The organism is Amycolatopsis japonica, from assembly GCF_000732925.1.
Taxonomy (GTDB): Bacteria; Actinomycetota; Actinomycetes; order Mycobacteriales; family Pseudonocardiaceae; genus Amycolatopsis; species Amycolatopsis japonica.
On the sequence record NZ_CP008953.1, the window covers coordinates 4,147,498 to 4,173,785 of the forward strand.

Sequence of the window (26,288 nt, forward strand, 5' to 3'; positions counted from 1 at the left end):
GACCCGGCCGAATCGAGACCGGAACCTCCAGAGGTGATTTTCCTTGCTACGAAGACTTTGTGCCGGCCTGTGCGCCGTCGTCCTCGTCTCCGGCTTGACAGCCGACATCCCGGCCGCCACCGCGGCACCCGCGGTCCCGGTGACCGCCGAGCCTCTCGGCGGGGACGACCTGCCCGGCCCCGGCGACGTCCAGCGCCGGAAACTGCGGCAGCAGGCCCTCGCGGAGGTGTTGAAGGGCAAGGAAGTCGCCGAACGACGCGGCGCGAGCACCGTCGCGAAGACGCGCCGCGGCGGTGTCGACGAGTACGTCGAGCTGGCGCGGGAATCGACCGACCGGATCTTCGTGGTGCTCGCCGAATTCGGCGACCAGCGGCATCCGTCCTACCCCGACGTCGACACCGACCCGGCCACTCCCGGCCCGGTACGCTTCGACGGCCCGCGTCGCGACCAGATCCCCGAGCCCGACCGACGCGTCGACAACACCACCATCTGGCAACCGGACTACGACCGCCGCCATTACCAGGACCTGTACTTCTCCACCGCTCCCGGCGCCGACTCGGTCGCCAACTACTACCGGAAGCAGTCTTCCGGCCGGTTTTCGGTCGAGGGCATGGTCACCGACTGGACCACGGTGCCGTTCAACGAAGCCCGCTACGGACGGTCGAACGGTTTCCCGTGCGCGGGCGTCGTCTGCGCCAACGCCTTCGACCTGGTGACCGACGCCGCCAACGCCTGGTACGAGGGGCAACGCGCGGCCGGCCGGACACCGGAACAGATCCGGGCCCAGCTCGCCACCTTCGACGTCTGGGACCGTGACGACTTCGACCGGGACGGCGACTTCGACGAGCCGGACGGCTACCTCGACCACTTCCAGATCGTGCACGCCGGGGCTGATCAGGCCGATGGGGACCGGGTACACGGCGAGGACGCCATCTACAGCCATAGCGCCTACGCGTTCGCCAACACCACCACCGGCCCGCAGCGCAACCGGCGGGGCGGGACCCAGATCGGTGACAGCGGAATCTGGGTCGGCAACTACACCATCCAGCCGGAAAACGGCGGCATAAGCGTGTTCTGCCGCGAATTCGCGCACGACCTCGGGCTGCCCGACCTGTACGACACCAACGGCGGCGCCAACAACGTCAGCTGGTGGTCGCCGATGGCGCAGCAGCGCGTCTCCGGGCCCGGCGAGGTCATCGGCACGCGCATCAACGATCTGGACGCGTGGTCGAAACTTCAGCTGGGCTGGCTCGACTACGAGGTCGTGGTGGCGGGCCGGACCCGCACCCTCGAACTCGGCCCGCACGAATACAACTCGGCCAAGGCCCAAGGTGTCGTGGTCGTGCTGCCCGACAAGCAGAAGACGTTCCACTATGGACAGCCGTTCGCCGGGCTGAACCAGTGGTGGAGCACCAAGGGCAACAATCTGTCCACCACCATGACCCGGCCGATCGACCTGACGGGCAAGACGACGGCGTCGCTGACCCTGAAGGCCCGTTACGACATCCAACCGGATTTCGACTTCCTCTACACACAGGTGTCGACCGACGGCGGCGTCACGTGGACCTCACTGGACGGAATCGCCGGTGACGCGCCGCTCCAGCGGAATTTCAGCGGTCAGCCGGGGTTGTCCGGCAGCTCGGGCGGGAACTGGGTGGACATGACCGTCCCGCTTGATGCCGTGGCGGGCAAGAAGGCTCTGGTCCGGTTCCAGTACCGCACCGACGGCGCTCTGGCGCGTAACGGGTTCTTCGCCGACGAGATCTCGATCGTCGCGGACGGCGCGCCACTGCTGACCGACGGAGCGGAGAACGGCGCGAACGGCTGGCAGCTAGACGGTTTCCGGACCGCGGGCGCCACCGAGACCCGCTCGTTCGACAACTTCTACGTCGCGTCGAACCGTACCTACGAGTCTTATGGGCGGTATCTGCGTACGGGTCCCTACAACTTCGGGTTCCCGGACAAGCCCGCGTTCGTCGAGCATTTCCCGTATCAGACCGGGCTCGTGGTGTCCTATTGGGACACGTCCGAAATGGACAACAACACCAGCGAGCATCTCGGCTCCGGGCTGATCCTCCCGATCGACGCGCATCCGGCGCCGATCTACAACATCGAGGGTGTGCCGTGGCGATCCAGGATCGCCGGCTACGACATGCCGTTCTCGCTCCGCAAGGCCGACTCGTTCACGCTTCACGTCAACGGGAAGCCCAGCTACATCCGCGGGCAGAACGCCGTGCCGCTGTTCGACGACACCGGGACGTTCCTGTTCCCCGAGCAGCCGAACGCCGGTGTGCTCCTGCCGGCCACCGGGACCACGATCCGGGTGCTTTCGCAGCACGGTACTTCGATGCGGATCCGGGTGGACCACAAGTAGCGAGCGTCTCGTGGGGCTGGTCCTTCACACCTTCCCAAGTACATGAAGGCCCCCTTCCTTGCGCTAGGCGCAAGGAAGGGGGCCTTCATGTACCGCCTAGAACCCTCGTGAGTACCCAGGACCAGAGCGCCCCGTGCAGTCCAACGGCCACCCACATTCATTAGATACCTAAGACAGCCTTGGCCCTAACGACCCAAAACACTCACGAGGCCTGCGTGCAGGAAGCGTGCGCGTTGACCACTCGCCGCGCCGACGGCGGGTGACGTTCGAGCAGAGCGGCCGGCCGCACGGGACGCCGTACGAGTTCGCCCCCGCAGTTGGGGCACACGCCACCGAAGCGCTCTTCAGCGCAGCCAGGGCAAAAGGTGCACTCGAAGGTGCAGATCCGCGCGTCCGCCGAGGGCGGCAGATCCCGATCGCAGCACTCGCAGTTCGGCCTGATCTCGAGCATGCCGCGGACTCTACCCGAGGCGCCTGTTCACCTGAGCGATGTCGGATCGGGAGGCGATCCACGAGACTCCATCCCCTGACCGCCGAGCAGGTTCTGGAGGGTTCAGTGAGCAGTGACGACTCGAACGAGGGCGGAATCTCCCGGCGCGGCTTTCTCGCGCGGACCGCGACCGCGTCCGCCGCGCTGGCCGTCGCCGGCCCGGACGCGGCGAGCGCGGAGCCGGACGGCCGGGGAGACGGTCTCGTCGACGTGGAGTTGCGGGTCAACGAGCGCGTGGAGCGGCTGCGGCTCGATCCGCGGGTGACGTTGCTCGACACGGTACGCGACAGGCTCGGGTTGACCGGGACGAAGAAGGGCTGTGACCGCGGTCAGTGCGGGGCGTGCACGGTGCACGTCGACGGACGGCGGGTGCTGGCCTGCCTGACGCTGGCGGGCTCGGTCACCGGCAAACGGGTCACCACCATCGAGGGGCTGGCGCGCGGCTCCGCGTTGCATCCGGTGCAGCAGGCGTTCCTCGACCACGACGGTTTCCAGTGCGGCTTCTGCACTTCCGGGCAGATCATGTCGGCGGTCGCCGTCCTTCGGGAAGGACAGGCACGTTCGCCGGAGCAGATCCGGGAGGTCATGTCCGGCAACATCTGCCGTTGCGGCGCGTACGGCCCCATCGTCGACGCGATCCGGGCTGTGGGAGCGGCGGACTGATGCGGCCCTACGACTTCACGGTCACCCGCGGCGTGGCCGAGGCGCTCGACCGCGGCGGCGCGCCGGGCGCGGCCTATCTCGCGGGCGGCACGACGCTGGTGGACCTCATGAAGCTCGAGGTGCTGACACCGAGCCGGGTTGTCGACATCAACCGCCTGCCGCTGACCGGGGTGTGGACGGACCGGCACGGTCTGCACATCGCCGCGCTCGAGCGGATGAGCGACGTGGCCGCGCATCCGCTGGTGGGTGCGCGGTATCCCGTGCTCGCCGAGGCGCTGCTGGCCAGTGCCTCGCCTCAGCTGCGCAACATGGCCAGCATCGGCGGCAACCTGCTGCAGCGCAGCAGATGCGGCTACTTCCGGGACACCGCCACGCCGTGCAACAAACGAGCCCCCGGCTCCGGCTGCCCGGCGATCGCGGGCGCCAATCGCTCGCACGCCATCCTGGGCACCAGCGACTCCTGTGTGTCCACGCATCCGAGTGACCTCGCGGTGGCCCTAGTGGCGCTGGACGCTTCGGTGCGGCTCACCGGCCGGGGAGGATCACGCGACGTCCGGCTCGACGGGTTCTACCGGCTGCCCGGCACCACGCCGCATCTCGAGAACGACCTGCGGCCGGGCGAGCTGGTGACCGAGGTGACCGTGCCACGGCTCGGCTGGGCCGATCGGTCTGCCTACGTGAAGGTGCGGGACAGGACCTCCTACGAGTTCGCGCTCGTGTCGGTCGCCGCCGCGGTGCTGGTCCGCGACGGCGTCGTGCGGGACGTGCGGCTCGCCGCGGGCGGGGTCGGCACGCGGCCGTGGCGGTTGACCGCGGTCGAGGACGCACTGCGCGGCAGGCCGTTGCGGCTCGAAGTCGTCGAGAAAGCCGCCGCGGCCACCGAAGGAGCCCGGCCGCTGGCCCACAACGCTTTCAAAGTGCCTCTGCTGAAACGCACGATCACCCGTGCCCTGATGAAGCTGGCGGACCGGCCATGACCTCGATTTCCCGCGTCGAAGGACGGCTCAAGGTCACCGGGGCCGCCCGCTACTCCGCCGACTACCCGGTCGACGGCCTCACCAACGGCTACCTGGTGCTGAGCACGATCGGGCACGGCGCCATCCGCGGCATCGACACGACCGACGCGCGCCGCTCCCCCGGCGTCCTCGCCGTGTACACGCACGCCGACCCGTTGCCGCTGTTCGGCGGGGCCGAATCCGGCATCGGCTACAACTGGCTTCCCTTGCGGGACGACCAGGTCCGTTACCACGGGCAGATCATCGGCCTGGTGGTCGCGGAAACCTTCGAGCAGGCCCGCGACGCCGCCGCGCTGGTCCGGGTGGACTACGCGAGTGTCCGGCCGCGTACGTCGCTGCAAGACGGGATCCCGGGCGCCACCCTGCCTGAGGACGTCAACGGCGAGCCGCCGCTGCTCGATCTGCTCGCCGACGGGGTCGCGTCCATCGACCAGGCCCTCGACGCGAGCGAAGTGGTCGTCACCGCCACCTACACCCAGCCGATCGAGTACCACAGCGCGATGGAACCCCACGCCGCCATCGCGGTCTGGCGCGACGGCTACCTCACCCTCTACTGCGGGGCGCAGGCCCCTCAGCTGGCCGCCGGGACGATCGCGGCGACGGTCGGCGTCGACCCTTCTCGTGTGCACCTGCTCAGCCCGCACGTCGGTGGCGGGTTCGGCAACAAGATCCTCACCTGTGGGCATCCCGTCCTCGCCGCCGCGGCGGCCAAGGCGCTCGGCCGTCCGGTCCGGATCGTGCTCACCAGGGAGCAGACCTTCGGCGTCACCGGCCACCGCTCGGCGATGTCCCAGACGGTCTCCCTCGGCGCCGACCGCGGCGGGCGTCTCGTCGCCGTCAAGCACGACGCCTACGCCGCCCTTTCGAGTGGCGGCGACGGGTACCTCTACGAAGCCGCGCCGCACACCACCTCGCGTTACTTCTACGCCTCCCCCAACATCCATGTCGGGCAACGGCTGGTGACGCTGGACGTCCCGCCCCAGACACCGATGCGGGCGCCCGGTCCGGAGGCCGGTTCGTTCGCGCTGGAAACCGCGATGGACGAACTGGCGGTCCGGCTCGGCGTGGACCCGGTCGAGTTACGCCTGCGCAACTACGCCACCACCTACCCGGGACGCGGCGTGCCGTGGTCCGGCAAACATCTCGACGAGTGCTACCGCGTCGGCGCGGAGGCGTTCGGATGGTCCCGGCGGGCCCCGGTCCCGAGGGCGGTCGTCGACGGCGAATGGCTGATCGGCACCGGGATGGCGACCGCCGCCTACCCGGCCGCGCGATACCGCACCACGGGGAAGGTCCGGCTGCAGGCCGACGGCACGGCGGTGGTGTCCACCGCGACCTCGGATCTCGGCACCGGGATGTGGACGGTGCTGGCGATGATCGGCGCCGACGCGCTCGGCATCCCGGTGAGCCGCGTCCGCTCCGCGCTCGGCGACTCCGCACTGGCCGACAACCCCGGCGCGTTCGCCTCGGCGGGGACGGCGAGCTCGGGCCCGGCCGTCCACGCGGCCGCGCTGTCCGCGACACGTGCGCTGCTCGATCTCGCCGTGACGCACGAAAAATCCCCGTTCCACGGCATGGACCGGAATCAGGTGCGCTACGAACGCGGTGACGTCGTGGGCCCCAAGCGACGGATCGCTTTCGGCACCCTGCTCGGCATCACGGATCGCGCCGGGATCGACGCCACCGAAACCTCGGCGCTCGGACCGGAACGGGAGCGGTTCGCCTTCACCTCGTTCGGTGCGCACTTCTGCGAGGTGGCGGTCAATCGCTGGACCGGGGAACCCCGCCTGCGCCGCGTGACGACGGTCATCGACGCCGGCACCATCGTCAACGAGAAGACCGCGCGGAGCCAGATCGTCGGCGGCGTCATCTTCGGCGTCGGCCAGGCCTTCCTCGAGAACACCCACGTCGAACCGGATACCGGCCGCATCGCCAACGCGAACCTCGCCGACTACGTCGTCCCGGTCGGCACCGACATCCCGCCGATCGACGTTCGCTTCCTCGAACGTCCCGACACCGTCTTCAACCCCCTCGGTGTCCGCGGGATCGGCGAGCTGGGCACCGTCGGCATCGCCGCCGCTCTCGGCAACGCCGTTCACCACGCCACCGGACGGCGCGTCCGCGACCTCCCCATCACCCTCGACAAAATCCTCGACGCCTGACCGGCTGGATGCCATAGGGTTCTTCGGGTGACGGACGTTATCGAGCTGCGGCAGTACACCCTTCGGCCGGGACAGCGCGAGGTGTTGATCGAGCTGTTCGACCGGGAGTTCGTCGAGACCCAGGAAGCCACCGGGATGCGTGTCCTCGGGCAGTTCCGCGACCTCGACCGCCCGGACCATTTCGTATGGCTGCGGGGTTTCCCCGGCATGCCCGCGCGGTTCCAGGCCCTGACGAGCTTCTACACCGGTCCGACCTGGAAGGCCAACTCGGCGGCGGCCAACGCCACCATGATCGACACGGACGACGTGCTGCTGCTGCGGCCGGTCCGCCAGGGTGTGTTGCCCGGCCTCGACCCGGCAGTCCGGGACACGCCCGCTTCGTCGGTGGTCACGGCCACGATCCACTATCTTCCTTCGTCGCCGGACGAAGAGTTCGTCCGGTTCTTCGACGAGACCGTTCTCCCCTTGCTGGCGAAGGCCGGCGCGACACCGCTCGCCTTGCTACGGACGGAGTACGCGGAGAACGACTTCACCGGTCTGCCGGTTCGCACGGGTGAGCATGTGCTCGTCGTGCTCGCGTCGTTCCCCGGGCAGGACGCCTACGCCGAGCACACCGACCGGCTGGCCGCGCTCCCCGAGTGGCGGGACGACGTCGAGCCTCGCCTCCCGGACCGGGTCGAGCGGCTGATGCTCACCCCCACCGACCGGTCGATGCTCCGCTGAGCTCCGAGGAGAGCCTGTTGACCAGGCCGGGCAATTCGGTGCCCGATGCACGGGCGGCCAGCGCCCGCAAGGTCAGGCATTCCTCGCGATACCAAGCGAGGCCCGCCCCCCGGTTCGCCGCGAGCCGGGAAAGCTGGTCGCGCACCGCGCCTTCGTAGTACCCGAGGACGCGGTGCGTCGCGGCGCGTTCCTCGTCCGCCGTGACGTACTCGCCGAGTGCGAACAGCCGCACGAGACCCGGCACCCGATACCGGTCCATCCGCAGCGTCTCGACGAGCCCGGCGTCGACGAGCCGCTCCGCGGCCGATTCGGCCGAGGCGACGGGAATGTCGAGCGCGGCGGCGAGCACGGCCGTCGAGACCACCGGCAGGTCCAGCACCCCGAGCCTGCCGAGGACGCGCGTCGGCAGCGGATCGCCGCAGTGCCGCAGCAAACGGACGCCGGCCCGCAGCGCGGCATGGACGCTGAGCCCGTCGCAGGTCAGCTGGTCCAACCGGCGCCCGGAATCGGCCAGCCTCGAAACGAACTCGCCGACCGTCCACTCCGGACGGCGCGCGAGCCGGGTCGCGGCGGCCCGCAGGGCGAGCGGCAGATGGTCGCAGAGTCCGGCGAGCCGGACGGTGGCGGCGAGATCGGCGTCCACCCGGGCGGCGCCGGCGTAACGGCGGATCAGCGCCGTCGCGGCCGTCGCGGGGAGCCTGCCGAGACGAAGCAGTCCCGCCCCGTCCACCGCGGTGGAAGCCGGACGGCTCGTCAGGATCACCGCGCAGCCCGGCGCGGTGGGCAGCAGATGCCGGATCTGAGCGGAGTCGGCGACATCGTCGAGGACGAGGACCACCCGCCGGTCGGCCAGTACGGTCCGCAGCAGCGCGCCCGCCCTTTCCTCCTCCGGCGGGATGTCCGCGGCCGGTACGCCCAGCGCGGCGAGCAGCCGCCCGACCGCGTCCAGCGGTGACGCCGGACCGTGCGCCGCGGACGCTCCGAGCCCCAGATACACCTGACCGTCCGGAAAGGACCCGGTCATCCGGTGCGCGGCGTGCACCGCCAGCGCGGTCTTGCCGGTGCCCGCCATACCGTGCACCGCGCAGCGCTGCTCCCCGCTCGCCAACCGGCCGGTGATCCAGGCCAGCTCCCGCTCCCGGCCAATGAACGCGGGCACGTCAGGAGGAAGGGTGCGCGGCACGGCCGGCCGCAGGATCGCGGTCGCCGGGGTCGCGCGCCGCGGCGTCTCCAGCAGCAGCGGGTCGTCACGCAGGATCCGGCCCTGCAGCTCCCGCAGTGGTTTGCTCGGCTCGACACCGAGCTCCTCGACCAGCAGTCCGCGCAGATCCCGGTACGCGCCAAGGGCTTCGGCCTGCTGGCCCGAGCGGTAGAGCGCGATCATCAGCTGCGCGTGCAGCCGTTCGCGCAGGGGGAACTGCGAGACCATCAGCTTCAGTTCGGGCAGCAGCGTCTCGTGTCCGCCGAGCCCGATCTCGGCCTCGATCCGCGCTTCCACCACGGCCAGGCGCGCTTCCTCCAGCCGTGCGGACTCGGTGAGGACGGACGGGACCATGGCCACGTCCGCCATCGGCGTCCCGCGCCACATCCTGAGCCCTTCGGTCAGCCTGGCGACCGCCGCGGGCAGATCTCCTTCGGCGAGGCTCTTCCTTCCCGCCGTCACGAGACTCTCGTACTCGTCGACGTCGGTCGCGCCCGCGGGCAGCACGAGCCGGTAGCCGGGTGCTCTCGTGCTCAGCATCCGGCCTCCCGGATCGCCGAGGCCGTTGCGCAGCCGCCAGACGTAGCCCGCCAGCAGACCGGCCGCGCTCGGCGGTGGCCGCTCGCCCCACAGCTCCGCCATGAGCTGATCCGCCGAAACCACACGATTGGCGTTGATCAGCAGGACGGCCAGCAAAGCCCGTTGCTTCGGCGCACCGATCGAGGCCCACTGCCCGCCGTCGAAGAATTCGAGCGGGCCGAGGAACCGGAACCTGGCCGGTGACGATGACTCGTTCGCTTCGCCGTTAATTGACGACCACCATTCTCCGGTGCTCTACTCGCCCTTCCGGAATACCGAGGGTGAGGTGCAGGATGGACAACGCTGAATCATGGTTGCTGGAGATCCGGCTGTTCAAGGTGAAGCCGGGAACCCGGGCGGAATTCGACCGAATCAGCCGGGAGGGCACCATTCCGCTGATGCGCAGCCTGGGGATCACGGTCCTCGCGCACGGCCCGTCCTTGAACAACGAAAACGGCTATTTCCTGCTGCGCGCCTTTCCGTCCGAGGAAGAGCGGGTCGAACGATCCCAATCGCTCTACACCACGGACGAATGGCTGGCGAAATACGACGGCCCGGTCTCGTCGATGATCGACGACTACGACACGTCGGTGTTCGCCGCGGGGCACGACTTGGCCCGGCTCATCCGGTAGGGCGGCCCAGTCCGGCCAGCATGAGCGCCTCGGCGAGGCAGACTCGCGTGAACTCGCCGAGGTGCAGGCTCTCGTTCGGACCGTGTGCCCGGGTCTGCGGATCCTCCACGCCGGTCACCACGATCGTGGCGTCCGGGAACTCCGCCTGGAACGTCGAAACGGCCGGAATCGATCCGCCGACACCGATCTCGACCGGCGAAACCCCGTCCCACGCGGTACGCAACGCGGACCGGACCGTCTCATACCGTGGTCCGGTGGTGTCGATGACACACGGCGCACCGCCACCGTCCAGGGAGACCGAGATGGCGGCGCCCCAAGGACAGTAAGCCTCCAGATGCTCCCGGAGCGCGGCGAACGCCTTGACCGGCTCGTCGCCGGGAGCCAGCCGGGCGCTGATCTTCGCCCTGGCCGCCGGGACCAGCGCGTTTCCCGACTCGAGGACCGACGGCGCGTCGACACCCAGGACCGACAGCGAAGGCCTGGTCCACAACCGATCCGCCAGCGAACCGGTGCCGGTGAACCGGACGCCGTCGACCATCCCCGCCTCGGCCCGCACTCGTTCAACGGGAAGCTCCACAGTGGACTCCGGTCCCATGGCGAGGCCCTCCACCGCGACGTCGCCGTCGTCCTCGTGCAGCGTCGCCAGCAACCGGACGAGTGTGGTGAGCGCGTCCGGCACGGCGCCGCCGAACATTCCACTGTGGACCGGGTCGCGCAGGGTGCGCACCTCGACCACGCAGTTGACGATCCCGCGCAGCGAAGTCGTCAGCGCGGGCACCCCGACGTCCCAGTTGGCCGAGTCGGCGATCACGACGACGTCGGCGAGAAGCCTGTCGTGATGCAGCCGGAGAAGCTCGGAAAGCGACGCCGAGCCGTACTCCTCCTCGCCTTCGACGAACACCACCACCCCGACCGGCAGGGCGTCGCCGAGCGCCCGTAGCGCCACGACATGCGCCATGAGCCCGGCTTTGTCGTCCGCGGCGCCCCGGCCGTAGAGCCGGCCGTCACGCTCCACCGGCTCGAACGGGTCGCTGTCCCACAGCGCCTCGTCTCCCGACGGCTGGACGTCGTGATGGGCGTAGAGCAGCACGGTCGGCGCGCCGGGTGGCGCGGGTTTGCGGCCGATGACGGCCGGTTGCCCGCCGGCCCGGACGATGCCGGTCTCCAGTCCGCAGCCGCGCAGCAATGTCGCCACCGCCTCCGCGGAACGGTCCACCTGCGCGTGGTCGAATTCGGGGAAGGCTATTCCGGGAATGCGGACCAGATTCTCAAGATCGGCCCGAGCCGGGGCCATTTCCCGTTCGACGGCCGCTCTCAATTCGGCCTCCGTCGGAAGATTGTTCTTCATGAATCGGATCGTACGACGCGGCGGCCGGAAAAAGACCCGGTCAGCTGCACGGTGAATCGAACGCCGGGAGGCGGCGTCAGTAGGCGGCAGAGGCTCGCAGTGACGTTGTGACGGACGGGCGTCTGGCGTGCCCGAGAGCAGCCAAGACGTCTACTGTCCACAAGAGATGCCAGTTCTCGTCAGAGTGTCCGCTCTGGGCGCTTCACTCGGGGTCGCGGGTGGGAGGCCTTCTTCTCTCTGAGGGCAGGAAGGGCTTTCACAGGTTTCCACCTGTCGAGCGTGTCGCGAAAGCCACTTTCGGGACATCAGGCGTCGCGAGAGTGGCTTTCGCGACACGGGCGCCGGTGGTGAAGTGGCCGGCGCGGGCGAGTGGCCGGGGCGAAGGCTCCCTTCGCCGCATTAGACGCGACGAAGGGAGCCTTCAGCCCACCACTGACCCGCCCGCGATCACGCCACTTTCGCCGCACCCCTCAACAAAATGCCGCGGGCGGCGTTAATCTCAGGCCATGTTGCTCGGTATCGACCACATCGGACTCGTCACCGAAGAACCCGCGGGGCTGCTTCCCGCCATGACCGCCCTCGGGATGTCCAAACTGGACAGTGGGATCGCCACCACCTATCGGGTGGCGTGCGAGTTCTGGCAGCCACCCGGCCCCGGCGGTAGCCCCCTGATCGAGCTGGTCTCCCCGGCGGGCCCCGGTTCGGCGCTCGACGGCCACCTGGCCAGATCCGGCCCCGGGCTGCACCACATCGCCTTCGAGGTCGATCACCTCGAACCGGAGCTGGACCGCCTGCGCGGCGCGGGGTTCACCCCGGTCGACCGCGAACCCTGCGCCGGCGCACGGCCGGGCATGCTGGTCGCCTTCACCTACCTGGCCCGGCCCGCCGGTCTGCTGGTGGAACTGGTCCAGTACCGGGACGGATGCTCATCGGAGCAACGCGGCGGCCGCCACCCGGCTCGCCGCGACCACGGTCTTCGCAGCACCGCCCGATCCGCCGGTGAAGGTGAACACCCCTGACGCGACCTCGCGTAGTTCGAGGCCGGGCGGATCGTGATAGCAGTCGGACGAAACGGTCGTCCGATGTGGACAGTGCTCGGCGAGCGGATGCCCGAGCAGGCGGCGGGCCTCGCTCGCGACCCGGTCGACGAGCGCGACGTCCGGCCGCGGACCGGCCGGGTCGACGTCCCAGCGGTCACCGGGCAGACCAAGCAGGAATCCCGCGTCGCCCGCCGGGCGGCCCCACATACCGGTGCCCTCCCACACGAACGTGCCGAGCCCCGCGGGTCCTCCTTCGTAGACGGTGTACTGGATCTGTTTGACGCGCAGCCCTCCGGCAGGCAGCCCGCTCGCCGCCAGCAGGGCGGGCGTCCACGGACCGGCGGCCACGACGACCGCGTCGTAACCCGCGGTCACGCCGTCGGCCAACCGCAATGCCGGAGCCGGGTCCACGGTCGCCACCGGCATCCGCCGGACCGTGGCGCCGCGGTCGGTGAGCCAGCCCAGCACGGCGTCCCGCAGCCCGGCGGGCGACACGAATCCCGCGTGCCGTTCGACCACCGCGGTCACCCCGGAAGGCAGGCCACGGAACGGATACCGGGCGGCCAGTTCGGGCGCGGTGAGCAAGGTCGCCGAACCGGGCAGCGCTTCCTCGATCACCCGGACCGGGTCGCCGAGCCCGTCCCCGGAGAGCGCCAGGTACACCGAGCCGACCTCCCGGTAGTCCGACGCCGCCCGCAACGCCGGGTTGGCGCGCAGTTCGGCGAGACCGGTCGCGGCCAGCCGGCCGGCGTGCTCCAGCCGCTCGAAGCCGCGGACCAGCCCGCCGGACGCGCTCGTCGCGTCGCCGTCGGTCGACCGGGCGGTGTACACGTCGATCGTGCTCCGCGGCGCCGCTTGGCGCAGCCGCCAGGCGAGCAGCGCCCCCGCGACACCGCCGCCGACGATTCCCACCCGCACGGTGACCTCCCTCCCCCGGCTCAGCCGCTGACGCCGGTCCGGGCGGCGACGGCCCGGCGCAGGTCGCCGGTGAAGTCCGCGACCCGCCGGCGCAACGGCAGTTCGACGTCGGGGCGGGCGAGCAGTTCGTCGGCCAGCCGCAAGGTCTCCGCCGAGGCGGCGTAGCGCGGGTAGAGGAACCGCACCAGCACGTCCAGTACGAGGTCACCGCGCGACCGGGCGGCCGCGGGCATCTCGGCGAAGAACCGCGGGACGTAGCCGGCGGTCAGCTCGGCCTGTTCCGGTTGCCAGAATCCTTCGGCCAGTGCCCACAGCCCGTAGCTGGACATCTCGGTGTCGCCGACGATCACCTCCCACGCCGCCTCCTTGGCCGCCGGATCCGGCCTGGCCGCACGGCATTTCGCCGCGAACTGCTCGCCGCGGGTGCTGGGATCCGCGTCGTGGGCCGCGGCGATCTCGTCCTCGGCGAGCGCGCCGAGCACGGCGAGCCGGTATCTGGTGCGCCAGGCCAGATCCGCGTCGAGGACGAGTCCCGCGGGCAGCCGGGTGCCGTCGAGCCAGCCACGCAGCTCGTCGACGTCCGTGCTGAACTCGACGAGGCCCCGGCACAGGCACAGCCAGATCTCGTCGGACGGCTCGACCTCGGCGATCCGGTCACGAAGAGCACCGGCGACCGCGGCGAGCGCGGCGGGCCGCCGCTCCGGGCGCAGGAAGCGGTCGGCGACGTCGATACGAGCCTGCTCCAGCACCTCGACGACGATGGACGGATCCGTTTCGACGGCGAGCATCCCGGTCACCAGTTCGAGGTGATCCGCGGCCGGGTACACGCCGTCCTGCACCGCCATCAGCAGCGCGCACCACACCATCGCGCGGTTGACCGGCGACAGCCGGGGAAGGAACCCGGGCAGAGCCGCGCGGGAACGATCGTCGAAGCGGATCTTCGCGTAGGTCAGATCGCCGTCGTTGACCAGCAGGAATTCCGGCGCCGGACGACCCACCAGTTGCGGCAGCCCGGTCCGCGGTCCGTCGATCGTGACCCGGATCGTCGTGGACTCCTCGCCGTAGCAACCGATGTCCAAGGTGTGCGGTCGCGGTACCGGATGCCCCTCTGGGACGTCCTGGCGGACGGCGGCCGCTGTGATCACCCCGTCGGAAACCGTGATCTCCGGGGTCAGCGTGCCGACGTCGCAGGTGGAGAACCACACCCGCGCCCATTCCGTCAGATCCGTGCCGGCGGCCTCGCTCAACGCGGTGAGGAAGTCGGTGAACGTCGCCGTGCCGTACGCGTGGCGGGTGAAGTAGGTGCTCAGGCCCGCGCGCAGCGCCGGGGTACCGACCCGGGCCGCCAGCTGACGCAGGACCGATGAGCCCTTGAAGTAGGAGATCCGGTCCAGTTCGAGCAGCACCGTCCGCACGTCCGGCCCGGCCAGGCTCACCGGATGGGTCGACGGCCGCTGATCTGCCACGTAGGCCTGGGCCTTGCGCCGGACCGCGAACGTGGTCAGCGGGCCGGAAAACCTCGTCACGTCACCGGTCACCCGATGGGCCATGTAGTCGGCGAAGGCCTGCCCGAGCCACAGGTCGTCCCACCAGGTGTTGGTGACCAGACCGGCGAGCCACATCAGGGACAGGCCGTGCGCGATCACCACGGCCCTGGTCTCCCGTTCGCTCCGCGGCACCGCGGAGCCGAAGAGGTACAGCTCGCGCAGCAGCACACAACCGGGATGGTCGAGCGAGAGGACGCTGAACTCCGGCACGAAGACCTGGTCGAACTTCTCGAACGGGTAGGGCACGCCGAACAGCCGCCGGTACTCGTCGAGGCATTGCCCGGTGATCTCGAAGACCTCCTCGACGTCGGCCTTGAGCCCGTCCGCCAGCGAGGCACGGCAATGCAGGCCCAGCGGCACTCCGCCGTGCTCGGCGTGGAACGACTCGTACGGGCCGACGACCAGGGTCGTCAGATAGGTCGCCAGCGGCGCGGTTTCGGCCAGCCGCCAGTGTCCCGGCCCGAGCCGGGTCGACGGCGCGTTGCCGAGCACCTGCCAGTCGTCGTCGGGAACCGTGACGTCGAAGGTGAAGGGCGCCTTGAGATCGGGCTGGTCGAAGCAGGCGAAGATCCGCGGTGCGTTGTCGATGAACACGTAGGCGTAGAGGTAGACGCGGCCGTCGGCAGGGTCTATGTACCGGTGCAGCCCTTCGCATTCCCGCGAGTAGGCCATGTCCGCGACCACGACGAGCTCGTTCTCCTCGGCGAGGCCGTCGAGCGGGAACCGGCCGTCGTCGAGTGCGGCCGGGTCCAGTTCCCGGCCGTTGAGGATCACCGAGCGCAGCTCGCGGGGCCGCACGTCGAGGAACGTGGCACCGGGGCTCGCGTCGAAGACGATTCTCGTGGTCGATCGAAAGGTCTCGTCGCCGGTCGTCAGATCGAGATCCACCCGATACGAACGGATCCGCAGCAATGCGCCGCGCTCCTTCGCTTCGGCCTGCGTCAGACTGGGCATTTCCTCGGCCCTCCAAATAGCTGCATCGTGGCCGCCGAACAGCTCAGGCGGCCGCCGAATAGACAATCCCCCGGCCGCCGGACAGCGCATTCCCCGCGCAACCGTGCCGCCTGATCCAGTTGAACACCGCACCCCGCTCGGACGCCGATACACCGGGGTTGAGGACTCACTTGAGCACCTAGTTCACCGTCGACCGACGACATACCCTCTGACCAGGAGCGCGGGGAGGGGAAACAGTGATCACGCAGTTCATGAGTTGAACGACGCCGATCCAATGGGGACATTTCAGAGGGGACGCGGCGGTCGTTGATTCGACATCCTCGCACTGCCGTACAAATCGAACTTTCCGGCCTGAGGCGACCATGCCCGAAAACAGCGAAGAAGTCGATATTCGGTAATCGGTTCAGGCGCCTAGGACTCATTGAAGAGTAAGTCGCAGGTTTGCCGTACACAACCCGACGGGGGTGCCCATTGACCGGGCAAGCTGACCACGCCTCGAGCCAGGAACATTCGGCTGATTCGAATGACCAAGACGAACCGTCGACCGGATATCCGAAGGCGGATCAGGTCACCTACAGCGTCCCGGTGGCCGCGTTGCGGCCGGCGGACTCGCCGCGGCTGATCGGTGAGGACGCCGAGCACATCCGGGTGCTGGCCGAACCGGACCGGGCGCTGCCGCCGATCCTGGTGCACCGGTCGACCATGCGGATCATCGACGGGATGCACCGGCTCGGCGCGGCCCGCCTGCGCGGCCAGAGCACCATCGACGTGGTCTTCTTCGACGGCAGCGAGGAAGACGCGTTCGTGCTGGCGGTCAAGGCCAACGTCGCGCACGGCCTGCCGCTGTCCTACGCGGACCGCGAGGCCGCGGTCGCCCGCATCGTCATCTCCCATCCGGACTGGTCGGATCGCGCCATCGCCGCGGCCGCGGGCCTCGGCCCCCGGACCGTCGCCGCGGTTCGCGGCCGGATAGACGGGCTGCCGCGGACGACGGCCCGGCTCGGGCGTGACGGCAGGGTCCGCCCGCTGGACAGCACCGATGGCCGTCGCGTCGCGAGCCAGCTGATCGCGGCCTTCCCCGACGCGTCGCTGCGCTCGATCGCGCGGGCGGCGGGGATCGCCCCGGCCACCGTCCGTGACGTGCGGGAGCGGATCCAGCGCGGCGAGGATCCGGTGCCGCCACGCCGTCCCCGCGCCGTCCGGGAGACCGTGGCCGACCGCCGCGACGCCGGCCCGCCCGCGCACGACCACACCGAACGTCTCTCGACGAAGGAGCGCAACGCGGTCCTTAGGAACCTGGAACGCGATCCGTCGCTGCGGTTCGCCCAGTCCGGCACCCGGACCCTGCGCTGGCTCGTCCACCGGGTGATCGCCGAGGAGGAGTGGCGCGAACTCGTCGACACCGTTCCGCCACACAGCGTGTACGTCCTCGCCGCGTTGGCCCGCCGGTGCGCCAACGAGTGGATCGAGTTCGCGCGACAACTGGAACAGCGAGTCGGCACGCAGAAGTCATAACCCGGATACCGCGAGTGAATACGACCGGTGTTCAACCGGGCACCGGGGACGCAGTTGAACATCGAGCAGTTGTCGGCGCGCGAAGCGTGCGGCAATATTCCCGGTCACCACTCCCCGGGGATCCGAAACAGTTTCGGGAATCGCGCCGGGTCGTACCCCGGCAACCGACCGTCATTGCCCGAGAACGCCAGGTGGTTCTTGAATGACGCTCGGCGGTTTTCGAATACGGACGCCCTCGAAATCGGCTCATGATTTCCCATCGGAAGACCAGGCAACCGACCGGCTCGGTATGAGGAGAAGAAATGGCAGCACCGCTCGCCGAATTCGGCATCGCCGGCTTCGGTTACGCGTTCGGCGAAGACCAGGACGTCGAACGCACCGCCGGTTCCTACGTCGCCGACCCGGAACGCGTCGTCGGCTGGGGTTACCGGACCTTCCACCGCGCCGCGGACGGCGTGACCTCGACCGCGCTGGCGGCGGAGGCGGCAGGCCACGCGCTGGCGAGGGCGTCGGTGGATCCCGCGGACGTCGATCTGGTGGTGGTGGCCAATTCCGAGCTGGCGGAGTACCCGTACTGGGACTCCTCCGCCGCACTGGCGAGGGAGCTGAAGATCCGGGAGCGGCAGACGATGCTGCTGACCGAAGGCTGCGCCTGCGGGGTCACCGGTCTGGGCGCCGTCGCCGGACAGCTGACGCTGCAACCGGAACTCGGCACGGTGCTGTTCACCGCCGTCAACCGGGTCAGCGAATTCCACCGCAACCGGATGAACGTCAACAACGCGGTGCACAGCGACGGCGCGGTCTCGGTGGTCCTGCGCCGGGACCACGACCGCGTCACCTGGCTGGCCACCGAACAGTTCACGGATTCCGACTTCTGCGACTGGTTCCGCACCGACGTCGGCGGCAGTGTCACGCCGGTGCCGCCGCCCGGCTGGTCGAGCGCGACCGCGCCGAGCGGGACCGAACGCGTGCAGGCCCATTTCCGGAAGGATCCCCGGCGGCTCGCGCATTTCAGCGAGCAGCTCAACGCGCGGGTCGTCGAGGTGATCGACCGGGCCTGCCGCCGGGCGGGCGTGCGGCGCGCGGATCTCGCGCGGTTCGTCTACATCAACGATCCGGACGGCATCGCCGAACTGGCAGGCCTGATCGATATCCCACTGGCGAAGACGAACCACGATCTCGCCGCCGAACACGGCCATATGGGGGCGGCCGACCAGTTGATCGCGCTCGGGACCTACCTCGACCGCGGCGAACTGAATTCCGGGGATCTCGTCGCGCTCGCCGGAATCTCCATCGGCATGCGCTGGTATTGCACGATTTTCCGAGTTTAGGCAGGGGTCGATGAACGATTTCACGGAATTGCTCGACGGCCTGCGAGCCGCGGTGGAAGGCCGGACGGCACCGGCACCGGTGGTGAGACAGCTCCTCTCGGAGGTCGAGGACCCCGCGACGATGCGCCGTGCGGGGCACGTCCTGGCCGATCTCCCCTCGGTCGTGCCGGATCTCCGGCCGATCAAGGTGACCGTATTGGCCACCTGCACGATCGGCCCGTTCGAACACCTGCTGCGCGCCGCGATGGTCGCCGTCGGCGCGCAGCCCACCCTGCTCCTCGGTGACTACGGCACGTTCGACCTCACGCTGGCCGCGGGTGAGATCGACGGCTCCCCCGACCTCGTCGCGTGCTTGATGGACGAGCGGTACTTCTTGCCGCGCGAGTGGAGCGCCGTCGACACCGAGGGCCTGGCCGCGCACATCGAGGCCCGGTTCACCGAGCTCCGGGGAGCGATTCTGGCCTGCCTGCGGCGCACACCGGGCGCGTTCGTGCTGCACACCGTGCCGGTTCCGGCCGAGCTGCGCGATTCGCCGATCAGCTGGCGGGCGCGGGCCACGGCCGCGCGGGCCTGGCACCGACTCAACGCGGACCTCCTCGGTCTCGCGGAGGAGGACGGCCGGATCACGGTCGTGGATCTGGCGGGCGAACTCGCCGACGTCGCGGTCGCGGCCAGGGACGACCGGCTGCACCGGTACGCCGACCTGCCGTACACCGACGGCGCGCTGCTCACGCTGGCGCGGCGGGTCGCCAGGGTGGCCGCGGCCCGCTCCGGGTTGTCCCGCAAGGTGCTCGCCGTCGATCTGGACAACACCCTGTGGGGCGGTGTGCTCGGCGAAGCCGGCGAGGCGGGGTTGCAGCTCGGCGGGTTGTACCCGGGGAACTGCTATCAGGACCTTCAGCGAGCCGTGCGCCGTCTGCGCGAGCAAGGCGTCATCCTCGTGCTGGCCAGCAAGAACGACGCTGGGCCGGTGGACGAGGTGCTGACCCGCCATCCGGAGATGCTGCTGCGGCCCGAGGATTTCGCGGTCCGCGCGGTGAACTGGTCGGCCAAGGCGGACAACCTGCGGCACGCCGCCGAGACGCTCAACCTGGCCGCGAACGCGTTCGTCTTCATGGACGACTCCCCGTTCGAACGCGGGCACGTGGCCGCCGAACTTCCCGGGATGGCCGTGGTGGCGGCCGACGGCGACCCCGCCCATCTGGTCCGCTCGCTGCTGCGTCCCGGCTGGTTCGACGTACCGGAGCTGACCGACACCGACCTGAAACGTCCGGCGCTGTACCGCTCGCGTGCGTTGCGCACCGGCTTCTCCACCGGGTTCGCCTCCTCGGAGGACTACCTGCACGCGCTGCGGACGCGGCTGATCGCGCATCCGGTCACCACGTTCGAGATCGGCCGGGTCGCCCAGCTTTCCGCCCGCACCAACCAGTTCAACCTGACCGGGATCCGGTTCGACGAGGGCGCGACGACCGCGATGTGCGCCGACCCGGACCGGCTGGTCGCCTCGTTCGCGGTGTCGGACCGGTTCGGCGACGAGGGAATCGTCGGCGCGGCGTGGATCGAGAGCCGCGGGCGGGTGTGGTGGGTGCTGAACCTGGTACTGAGCTGCCGGGTGTTCGGCCGGGGCATCGAGTTCGCGATCGCGGACTGGATCGTGCGGCGGGCCCGCGAGGCCGGGGCCACCGCCGTGGCCGGCCGCTACGTGCCGAGCGAGCGCAACAAGGTGGCCGACGGCTTCTGGGAGAAGGCCGGCTTCACCCCGTCCGACGAGGACGGCACGTACACCGTGGTGCCCGCCACCGCGCCGACCTGCCTGCCCACCTGGATCGCCTACCCCGGAGACGAGTGATGACCGAACTGGATGACACGGCGTCCGTCGTGCTGAACACGCTGAGCGAAGTGCTGGGCAAGCCGATCGGCGAGCTGCGGGCCCGCGAGGCGCTCGCCACGCATGGCTGGGACAGCCTCTCGTCGCTGGAAGCCCTCTCCCGGCTGGAAAGCAGGCTGGCGGTGACGCTCGATCTGCGCGCCTACCACGCCGCCCACACGGTGACGGCCTTGATCGACCTCGTCGCGGCCGCCGCGACGAGCAACGCGGGCGCCGGACGGCGCGGATAACCGGGGAGGATTGCGGTGCGATTTCAAGAAGTAGAGCTGCTGGCGATCGGGGCGGGACCGTCCGGCCTCGCCCTCGGCGTCGCCGTCGAAGAGCTCGCGAAGGCGGAGCTCGCGAAGGACACGCTCATCGTCGAGCAGCAGGACGACGTCGTCTGGCAGCGCGGCATGCTGATCCCGTGGACGCAGAGCCAGGTGTCCTTTCTCAAGGACCTGGTCACTCAGCGGAATCCGCGCAGCGCCTTCAGTTTCGTCAACTACCTGCACTCGGTGGGACGGCTGGACCAGTTCATCAACCTGGGCAGCTTCACGCCGTACCGGATGGAGATCTCCGGATATCTGGGCTGGGTGGCGAAATCCCTGCCGAACGTGCGGATCGACTACGGGCGGCGGTGTGTCTCGGTCCGGCCGTTCGGTGTCGCGGACGGGGCCGGTGAGTGGCTGGTCCAGATGGCCGACGGCAGTGCGGTGGTGTGCCGTCATCTGGTGGTCGCGGCCGGGCGGGATCCCTATATCCCGGACACTTTCTCGGCCATCCCGCGCGAGCTGATGATCCACAGCACCGAGTTCGCGGCCAGGATCGGCGAACTCGATCCCGAACGGACGCGCCGGATCGTCGTCGTCGGCGGGGCGCAGAGCGCGGCCGAGATGCTCTGGACGGCGCACCAGACGTTCCCCGGGGCACGGTGCACGATGGTGATGCGCTCGATCGGCCTCAACGCCTACGAGGCGAGCAAGTTCACCAACGAGCTGTACTACCCGTCCTTTGTGGACGAATTCCATTCGGCGCTGCCGGAGGCCAGGGCTCAGCTGCTGCGCGAGATGCACCGGACCAACTACGCCGGCCTCGCCCCGGACATGCTCGACACGCTGTACCGCCAGATGTACATCGAGCGGCTCACCGGCACCGAACGCATCGAGATGATCCCGATGGTCGACGTGGCAGGCGCCGAGATGGACGGTCGCGAGATCGTGCTCACCCTCGTCGACCGCAAATCCGGCCGCCGCTTCACGCAGCGCTGTGACGTGGTGCTGCTCGGCACCGGTTTCACCAAGCGGATGCCGGGGATCGTCAAGGATCTCGCGTCCGCGGTCGGGGTGGACGAGATCACCGTCAACCGCAGCTACCGGATGAGCCTGCCGCCGTCGTTCAGCGGGACCTGCCATCTGCAGGGGGTGAACGAGGCCACCCACGGAATCGCCGATTCGCTGCTCAGCGTGCTGGCCGCGCGCGCGGCGGAGATCGTCACCGATCTGCTCGCCGACCGCCGGATGCCGCCGTTGCCCGCCGTCACCGAAAGCGCCGAACGCCCGCTCGCCGCAACTCAAGGAGCGCAGTGACCATGATGGAGATCCGCAAGTTCGACAGCGCGCGGCTCAAGCCGGACAACGGTCTGGCCGCCACGCGGCTGCTGCCGTGGCCGGAGCTGAACGCGCCCTTCGAGGGCTCGTGGTGCGTGGTGCCGCCGGGCGCCGAGTCCGGGGCGCACAGCCACCACGAGTACGAGATCTGGGTCGCCATGACCGGATCCGCGGAGATCGTCTGCGACGGGCGCCGGACGCCGTTCGCCGCCGGGGACATCGTGCATTTCCCGCCCCGCTCGCACCATCAGGTGGTGAACAGCGGATCCGAGGAGTTCCGGATGTACGCGGTCTGGTGGGACAAGGACATGGCCGGACGGTTCACCACCCGCGACGAGGCCGGCGTGTAGATGTCCACGACCATCGTGGTCGCCGCGACGCCGACGTCCAACGGCGACCTGCACATCGGACATATGGCCGGGCCGTACCTGGCGGGAGACGTGTACGCCCGGTATCTGCGGGCCACCGGCGCCTCGGTGATCTACACGACCTGCACCGACGACAGTCAGAGTTATGTGGTCACCACCGCGCGCCGGTCGGGCACCACCCCGCGGGAACTGTGCGCCGGGTCGACCGAGGCGATCGCCCGTTCGCTCTCCGCGATGGGCATCTCGACGACCGGTCTCCCGCCGATCGACCACGTGTACCGGCGCGCGGTGCTCGAGTTCGTCACCGCGCTGTACGACGCGGGCCGGTTCCGGCAGCGGACGGTGCGGCTGCCGGTCGCGACACGTTCGGGGACCTACCTGTTCGACGGACTGGTCAGCGGAACCTGCCCGGTGTGCCTGGCCGGCAGCAGCGGCGGGGTGTGCGAGGCCTGCGGACACCCGAACAACTACGACGAGCTGCTCGACCCCCACTCCACAATGGACCCGGACGACCCGGTCGCCTACCGCGACACGGAGATCCTGGTGCTGCCGATGGAGGAGTACCGGGACCGGTTGACCGCCTACTACACCGCGCAGGCGGGACGGTGGCGGCCGCACGCGATGCAGCTCATCGGGGAGTTGCTGGCCAAGCCGCTGCCCGACGTTCCCGTGACGATCCCGGCGGCGTGGGGAATTCCCGCGCCGTTCCCGGAGACCCCCGGGCAGATGCTGTACCCGTGGATCGAGGCGATGCCCGCGGTCATGTACAGCACCTGGTGGTCGGTCGGCGACACCACGCTGCCGCTCGACGAGCACTGGCGCGCCGAGCACGAGGCCGACGTCGTCTACTTCCACGGTTACGACAACGTCTACCACTGGGGTCTGATGGATCTCGTGTTCCTGCTGGCCCACGGCGACCGGTACGTCACGCCGTCGGCCAACGTCTGCAACGAGTTCTACGACCTGGCCGGCGAGAAGTTCTCCACCAGCCGTGACCATCTGATCTGGACCGCCGACCTGCTCGCCGAGGTCCCGCGCGACCTCGTCCGGTTCCATCTGGCGCATACCGCGCCGGAATTGTCGCGCACCGGCTTCACCCGGGAAGGCCTGCGCGACAACGGGTACCGGCGGCTCAGCACCCCGTGGAACGGGCTGTCGGAGGCGATCTCGGAGACGGCTCGCGGGCTCTCCGGCGCGGTGCCGGTGACTCCGGACGGGCGGCGGCGCGCCGCGGCCATGGTGCAACGGTTCCGCGGCTGCTACGAGTTGCCCGGCTACAGCATGAACCGGGCCGCCGAAACGGTGCTCACCCACCTGAACCGGCTGCGTGACCTGGCCGCCCGCTCGGCGATCGCCGCGGGCGACCTGATGCTCGAGGCGCGCACGTTGCTGGCGGGCGCCGCCCCGATCCTGATCGACGCGGCCGGCGCGGCGGCCGCGGCCGGGGCCGACCTGTCCCTCACGGCCGAAACGCCCGCTTCCGTTCCCGTGTTCCGACTCCCGCGGCTGCCCGAGGAGGCTGGCCATGAAGCTGCTGACCATCGAGACCCGTCAGTACCTGACCTACTACCACTCCCGTTATCGGCAGGTGCAGGCGTTCGGCGTCGATCTGTACGTGATGAACGGTGAGGGGACGGCCGATTTCTGGCCCGCCGACCACTACCGGCTCGTCGGCTCGAAGAAGATCGACGAGATGATCGCCTGCGCCGAGGAATGGCACGCCACCGAGCATTTCGACGGGGTGATCACCTTCTCCGAAGCGGCGGTGATCGCGGTCGCCTCCGTGGCCGAGGCGCTCGGGCTGCCGGGTATCGGTGTCGAGGCGGCGCGCCACAGCCGCAACAAACTGCTGATGCGCCAGGCTTACGAACGGGCCGGCGTGCCGATCCCCGCCTTCCGGTACGTCACCGAACTCGACGACGCGCTGGCGGCGGGCGCCGAGTTCGGCTATCCGGTGATCCTCAAGCCCACTCTGGGCGCCGGGAGTCATCTGGTCTATCGGGTGGACGGTCCGCAGGAGATGGCGCGGGACTTCGCCACGGCGAGCGAGGGCCTGCGGAACATGTTCTGGATCAACGCCGAGGCGGACGACGTCGACCTCGGTCCGATCGGGTTGCTCGTCGAGTCCTTTCTGGACGGACCCGAGTACCTCATGGAGGCCCTCGCCTGGGACGACGAGGTCTACCTCGGCTCGGTCGTCGACCGGATCACCGCGGAGGGCAGGAGTTTCGACGACGACGTGCACCACGCGCCGACCTCCCTGCCCGCCGAGGAACTGGCCAGGGTGCACCACGCGGTCAAGGCTGCCGCCCGCGCGCAGGGCCTGCGGCGCAGCGTGATGCACGCCGAAGTGCGCTACCACGAGGGCAAACCGCATCTACTGGAGATCGCGGCCAGGGTGGGCGGCGGCGGGCTGGACACCATCGCCCGGATCACCGCGGACTACGACCCGATCCGGTCCGTGGTCGACGTCGGCCGCGGCGTCAAACCGCCCGTCCGCCACTACTGGCCGACCGGGACGCATATCACCGCGATGTGCCTGATCTGCGACGGCGGCGTCGTCGAGAACATCGAAGTGCCGCCCGAGGTGACCGAGTCCGATCGGGTCTTCCTCCAGCAGATCACCGCCCGTCCCGGCGATGTGATCCTCAGGCCGCCCGACGGCAACACCATCTTCGGCTTCCTCGGCACCACCGGAACGTCCAAAGAGGACGCTTACGGGCTGATGACCGAACTGGCCGGGAAGATCACCGTCACCTTGGAAGGTGACCGGTGAGAACAGCCCGTCCGCGGCGGTTTCTGATGTGCCCGCCGGAACACTTCGAAGTCAGCTACTCCATCAACCCGTGGATGGAGCCGGACAAACCGACCGACGCGCCGCTGGCCCTCGTGCAATGGGACCGGTTGCGGGCCCGGCTGGTCTCGCTCGGCCACCGGGTCGACGTCGTGCCGCCCCGGCCCGGCCTGCCCGACATGGTGTTCGCCGCCAACGCGGCCACCGTGATCGACGGGCGGGTACTGGCGGCCAGGTACCGCCACCCGCAACGGTCCGGCGAGGAACCCGCGTATCAGGCCTGGTTCGCCGAGCACGGCTATCCGGTCCGGCAGGCCGGGTTCGTCAACGAGGGCGAGGGCGACATGCTGCCCACCGGTGCCCGGATCCTCGCGGGCACCGGCTTTCGCACCGACCATCGGGCGCACGCCGAGGCGGCGGACCATTTCGGGCTGCCGGTGGTCACCTTGCACCTGGTCGACCCGTACTTCTACCACCTGGACACGGCTTTGGCGGTGCTCGACCACGAGGAGATCATGTACTACCCCGGCGCCTTCTCGCCGGACAGCCAGGCACTGCTGCGGGAGCTGTATCCGGACGCGATCCTGGCCGACGAGGCGGACGCCGCCGTCTTCGGCCTCAACGCCATCTCCGACGGCGAGCACGTGCTGCTCCCCCAGTCCGCCGTCCATCTCACCGAAAGCCTGCGGGCGGCCGGTTTCACGCCGATCGCCGTCGACCTGTCCGAACTCCTGAAGGCCGGCGGCGCGGCCAAATGCTGCGCGTTGGAGCTCCGCGAATCCCTCCCCTCCACAGAAAGGCGCCGCGAGCCATCATGATCAACTACGAAGGACGGCGGTTCAGCCCGGTCGCCGTCGACGGCACCGACGACGGCAGCGAAGACCGGGTGGCGGTCTACCGGCAGAACGGCGACCTGATCTGGGGCGAGTTCTCCGGCGGCAAGGCCCGCCACGGTTCGCTGACCGGGACCTGCGGCCCCGACGGGAAACTCGACTTCGCGTACTGCATGGTCTTGGAAAGCGGCGAGGTGATTTCCGGCCATTGCACGAGCATCCCGCGGATCCTCGACGACGGCCGGATCCAGCTCGACGAGGTGTGGCAGCGCTACGGCCCGCATCAGTCCGTCGGGGTTTCCCGCCTGCAAGAGATCCGGTGA

The 26,288-nt window shown here is 69.6% G+C and carries 22 protein-coding genes; 17 read left to right on the forward strand and 5 right to left on the reverse strand.

Going from position 1 to position 26,288, the window contains the following annotated elements; translation table 11 throughout:
* The first annotated feature begins 94 nt into the window (after positions 1–94).
* Positions 95–2,374, forward strand: coding sequence for an immune inhibitor A domain-containing protein (locus AJAP_RS19265; protein WP_228694983.1), 2,280 nt, complete (start codon positions 95–97; stop codon positions 2,372–2,374).
* Positions 2,375–2,576: 202 nt separating this feature from the next.
* Here AJAP_RS19265 and AJAP_RS43030 read toward each other — a convergent pair whose 3' ends face one another.
* The gene (locus AJAP_RS43030; protein WP_084098252.1) at positions 2,577–2,825 is read right to left on the reverse strand and encodes a DUF1272 domain-containing protein; all 249 of its coding nucleotides are present in this window, start codon (positions 2,823–2,825) and stop codon (positions 2,577–2,579) included.
* 249 nt (positions 2,826–3,074) lie between these two features.
* On the opposite strand from AJAP_RS43030, the gene AJAP_RS19270 reads away from it, so the two are divergent.
* Genes AJAP_RS19270 through AJAP_RS19285 form a run of 4 tightly spaced genes read left to right on the forward strand, consistent with a single transcriptional unit; the run spans position 3,075 to position 7,428 of the window.
* Entirely contained in the window at positions 3,075–3,527 is a 453-nt protein-coding gene (locus AJAP_RS19270) for a (2Fe-2S)-binding protein (protein ID WP_228695009.1), read from the forward strand.
* Positions 3,527–4,504, forward strand: a complete 978-nt coding sequence (locus AJAP_RS19275) for an FAD binding domain-containing protein (protein WP_038513649.1) — start codon at positions 3,527–3,529, stop codon at positions 4,502–4,504. Before AJAP_RS19270 ends, AJAP_RS19275 begins: the two co-directional genes overlap by 1 nt.
* On the forward strand, positions 4,501–6,705 hold the full coding sequence (locus AJAP_RS19280; RefSeq protein WP_038513652.1) for a xanthine dehydrogenase family protein molybdopterin-binding subunit: 2,205 nt from the start codon (positions 4,501–4,503) through the stop codon (positions 6,703–6,705). The genes AJAP_RS19275 and AJAP_RS19280 overlap by 4 nt, the downstream gene beginning before the upstream one ends.
* 27 nt (positions 6,706–6,732) lie before the next feature.
* On the forward strand, positions 6,733–7,428 hold the full coding sequence (locus AJAP_RS19285; protein WP_038513682.1) for an NIPSNAP family protein: 696 nt from the start codon (positions 6,733–6,735) through the stop codon (positions 7,426–7,428).
* Here the strand turns inward: AJAP_RS19285 and AJAP_RS19290 are convergent.
* Positions 7,397–9,439: an AfsR/SARP family transcriptional regulator gene (locus AJAP_RS19290; RefSeq protein ID WP_321167131.1), complete on the reverse strand. Its 2,043-nt coding sequence runs from the start codon at positions 9,437–9,439 to the stop codon at positions 7,397–7,399. The genes AJAP_RS19285 and AJAP_RS19290 overlap by 32 nt on opposite strands.
* A gap of 62 nt (positions 9,440–9,501) precedes the next feature.
* Here AJAP_RS19290 and AJAP_RS19295 point away from each other — a divergent pair, with 62 nt between their 5' ends.
* On the forward strand, positions 9,502–9,840 hold the full coding sequence (locus AJAP_RS19295; protein WP_038513685.1) for an NIPSNAP family protein: 339 nt from the start codon (positions 9,502–9,504) through the stop codon (positions 9,838–9,840).
* On the opposite strand, the gene AJAP_RS19300 is transcribed toward AJAP_RS19295, so the two are convergent.
* Positions 9,830–11,188 (reverse strand): dipeptidase, encoded by a 1,359-nt coding sequence (locus tag AJAP_RS19300; protein WP_038513687.1) that lies wholly within the window; start codon positions 11,186–11,188, stop codon positions 9,830–9,832. The two genes, AJAP_RS19295 and AJAP_RS19300, sit on opposite strands and share 11 nt — an antisense overlap.
* A gap of 506 nt (positions 11,189–11,694) precedes the next feature.
* Between AJAP_RS19300 and AJAP_RS19305 the strand changes: the two genes are divergently transcribed.
* Positions 11,695–12,207 carry a VOC family protein gene (locus AJAP_RS19305; protein WP_038513690.1) on the forward strand — a complete coding sequence of 171 codons (513 nt, stop codon included), beginning with the start codon at positions 11,695–11,697 and terminating at the stop codon, positions 12,205–12,207.
* On the opposite strand, the gene AJAP_RS19310 is transcribed toward AJAP_RS19305, so the two are convergent.
* Both AJAP_RS19310 and pepN read right to left on the reverse strand, forming a co-directional pair.
* A complete protein-coding gene (locus AJAP_RS19310) occupies positions 12,115–13,146 on the reverse strand; it encodes an NAD(P)/FAD-dependent oxidoreductase (protein ID WP_051972518.1) in 1,032 nt (343 codons plus the stop codon). The two genes, AJAP_RS19305 and AJAP_RS19310, sit on opposite strands and share 93 nt — an antisense overlap.
* 20 nt (positions 13,147–13,166) lie before the next feature.
* On the reverse strand, positions 13,167–15,647 hold the full coding sequence (pepN, locus tag AJAP_RS19315; protein ID WP_038513695.1) for an aminopeptidase N: 2,481 nt from the start codon (positions 15,645–15,647) through the stop codon (positions 13,167–13,169).
* Between the two features lie 585 nt (positions 15,648–16,232).
* Between pepN and AJAP_RS19320 the strand changes: the two genes are divergently transcribed.
* The 10 genes from AJAP_RS19320 to AJAP_RS19365 all read left to right on the forward strand — a co-directional run bounded on the left by AJAP_RS19320 (position 16,233) and on the right by AJAP_RS19365 (position 26,288).
* Positions 16,233–17,162, forward strand: a complete 930-nt coding sequence (locus AJAP_RS19320; protein ID WP_037339934.1) for a ParB/RepB/Spo0J family partition protein — start codon at positions 16,233–16,235, stop codon at positions 17,160–17,162.
* A 302-nt stretch (positions 17,163–17,464) separates the two neighbouring features.
* The gene (locus tag AJAP_RS19325) at positions 17,465–18,493 is read left to right on the forward strand and encodes a 3-oxoacyl-[acyl-carrier-protein] synthase III C-terminal domain-containing protein (protein ID WP_038513697.1); all 1,029 of its coding nucleotides are present in this window, start codon (positions 17,465–17,467) and stop codon (positions 18,491–18,493) included.
* Between the two features lie 10 nt (positions 18,494–18,503).
* Positions 18,504–20,342 (forward strand): HAD-IIIC family phosphatase, encoded by a 1,839-nt coding sequence (locus tag AJAP_RS19330; protein WP_051972519.1) that lies wholly within the window; start codon positions 18,504–18,506, stop codon positions 20,340–20,342.
* Positions 20,342–20,611, forward strand: a complete 270-nt coding sequence (locus tag AJAP_RS19335; protein ID WP_063777811.1) for an acyl carrier protein — start codon at positions 20,342–20,344, stop codon at positions 20,609–20,611. The genes AJAP_RS19330 and AJAP_RS19335 overlap by 1 nt, the downstream gene beginning before the upstream one ends.
* A 15-nt stretch (positions 20,612–20,626) precedes the next feature.
* Entirely contained in the window at positions 20,627–21,949 is a 1,323-nt protein-coding gene (locus tag AJAP_RS19340; protein WP_038513699.1) for a lysine N(6)-hydroxylase/L-ornithine N(5)-oxygenase family protein, read from the forward strand.
* A 2-nt stretch (positions 21,950–21,951) separates the two neighbouring features.
* Complete coding sequence (locus AJAP_RS19345) at positions 21,952–22,320, forward strand: cupin domain-containing protein (protein WP_202965588.1); 369 nt, start codon at positions 21,952–21,954, stop codon at positions 22,318–22,320.
* Positions 22,321–23,967, forward strand: a complete 1,647-nt coding sequence (locus AJAP_RS19350) for a class I tRNA ligase family protein (protein ID WP_063777812.1) — start codon at positions 22,321–22,323, stop codon at positions 23,965–23,967.
* Entirely contained in the window at positions 23,864–25,114 is a 1,251-nt protein-coding gene (locus AJAP_RS19355) for an ATP-grasp domain-containing protein (protein WP_038513702.1), read from the forward strand. The genes AJAP_RS19350 and AJAP_RS19355 overlap by 104 nt, the downstream gene beginning before the upstream one ends.
* Positions 25,115–25,140: 26 nt before the next feature.
* Positions 25,141–25,950 carry a dimethylargininase gene (ddaH, locus tag AJAP_RS19360; protein WP_051972520.1) on the forward strand — a complete coding sequence of 270 codons (810 nt, stop codon included), beginning with the start codon at positions 25,141–25,143 and terminating at the stop codon, positions 25,948–25,950.
* Positions 25,947–26,288 carry a hypothetical protein gene (locus AJAP_RS19365; protein WP_037337764.1) on the forward strand — a complete coding sequence of 114 codons (342 nt, stop codon included), beginning with the start codon at positions 25,947–25,949 and terminating at the stop codon, positions 26,286–26,288. The genes ddaH and AJAP_RS19365 overlap by 4 nt, the downstream gene beginning before the upstream one ends.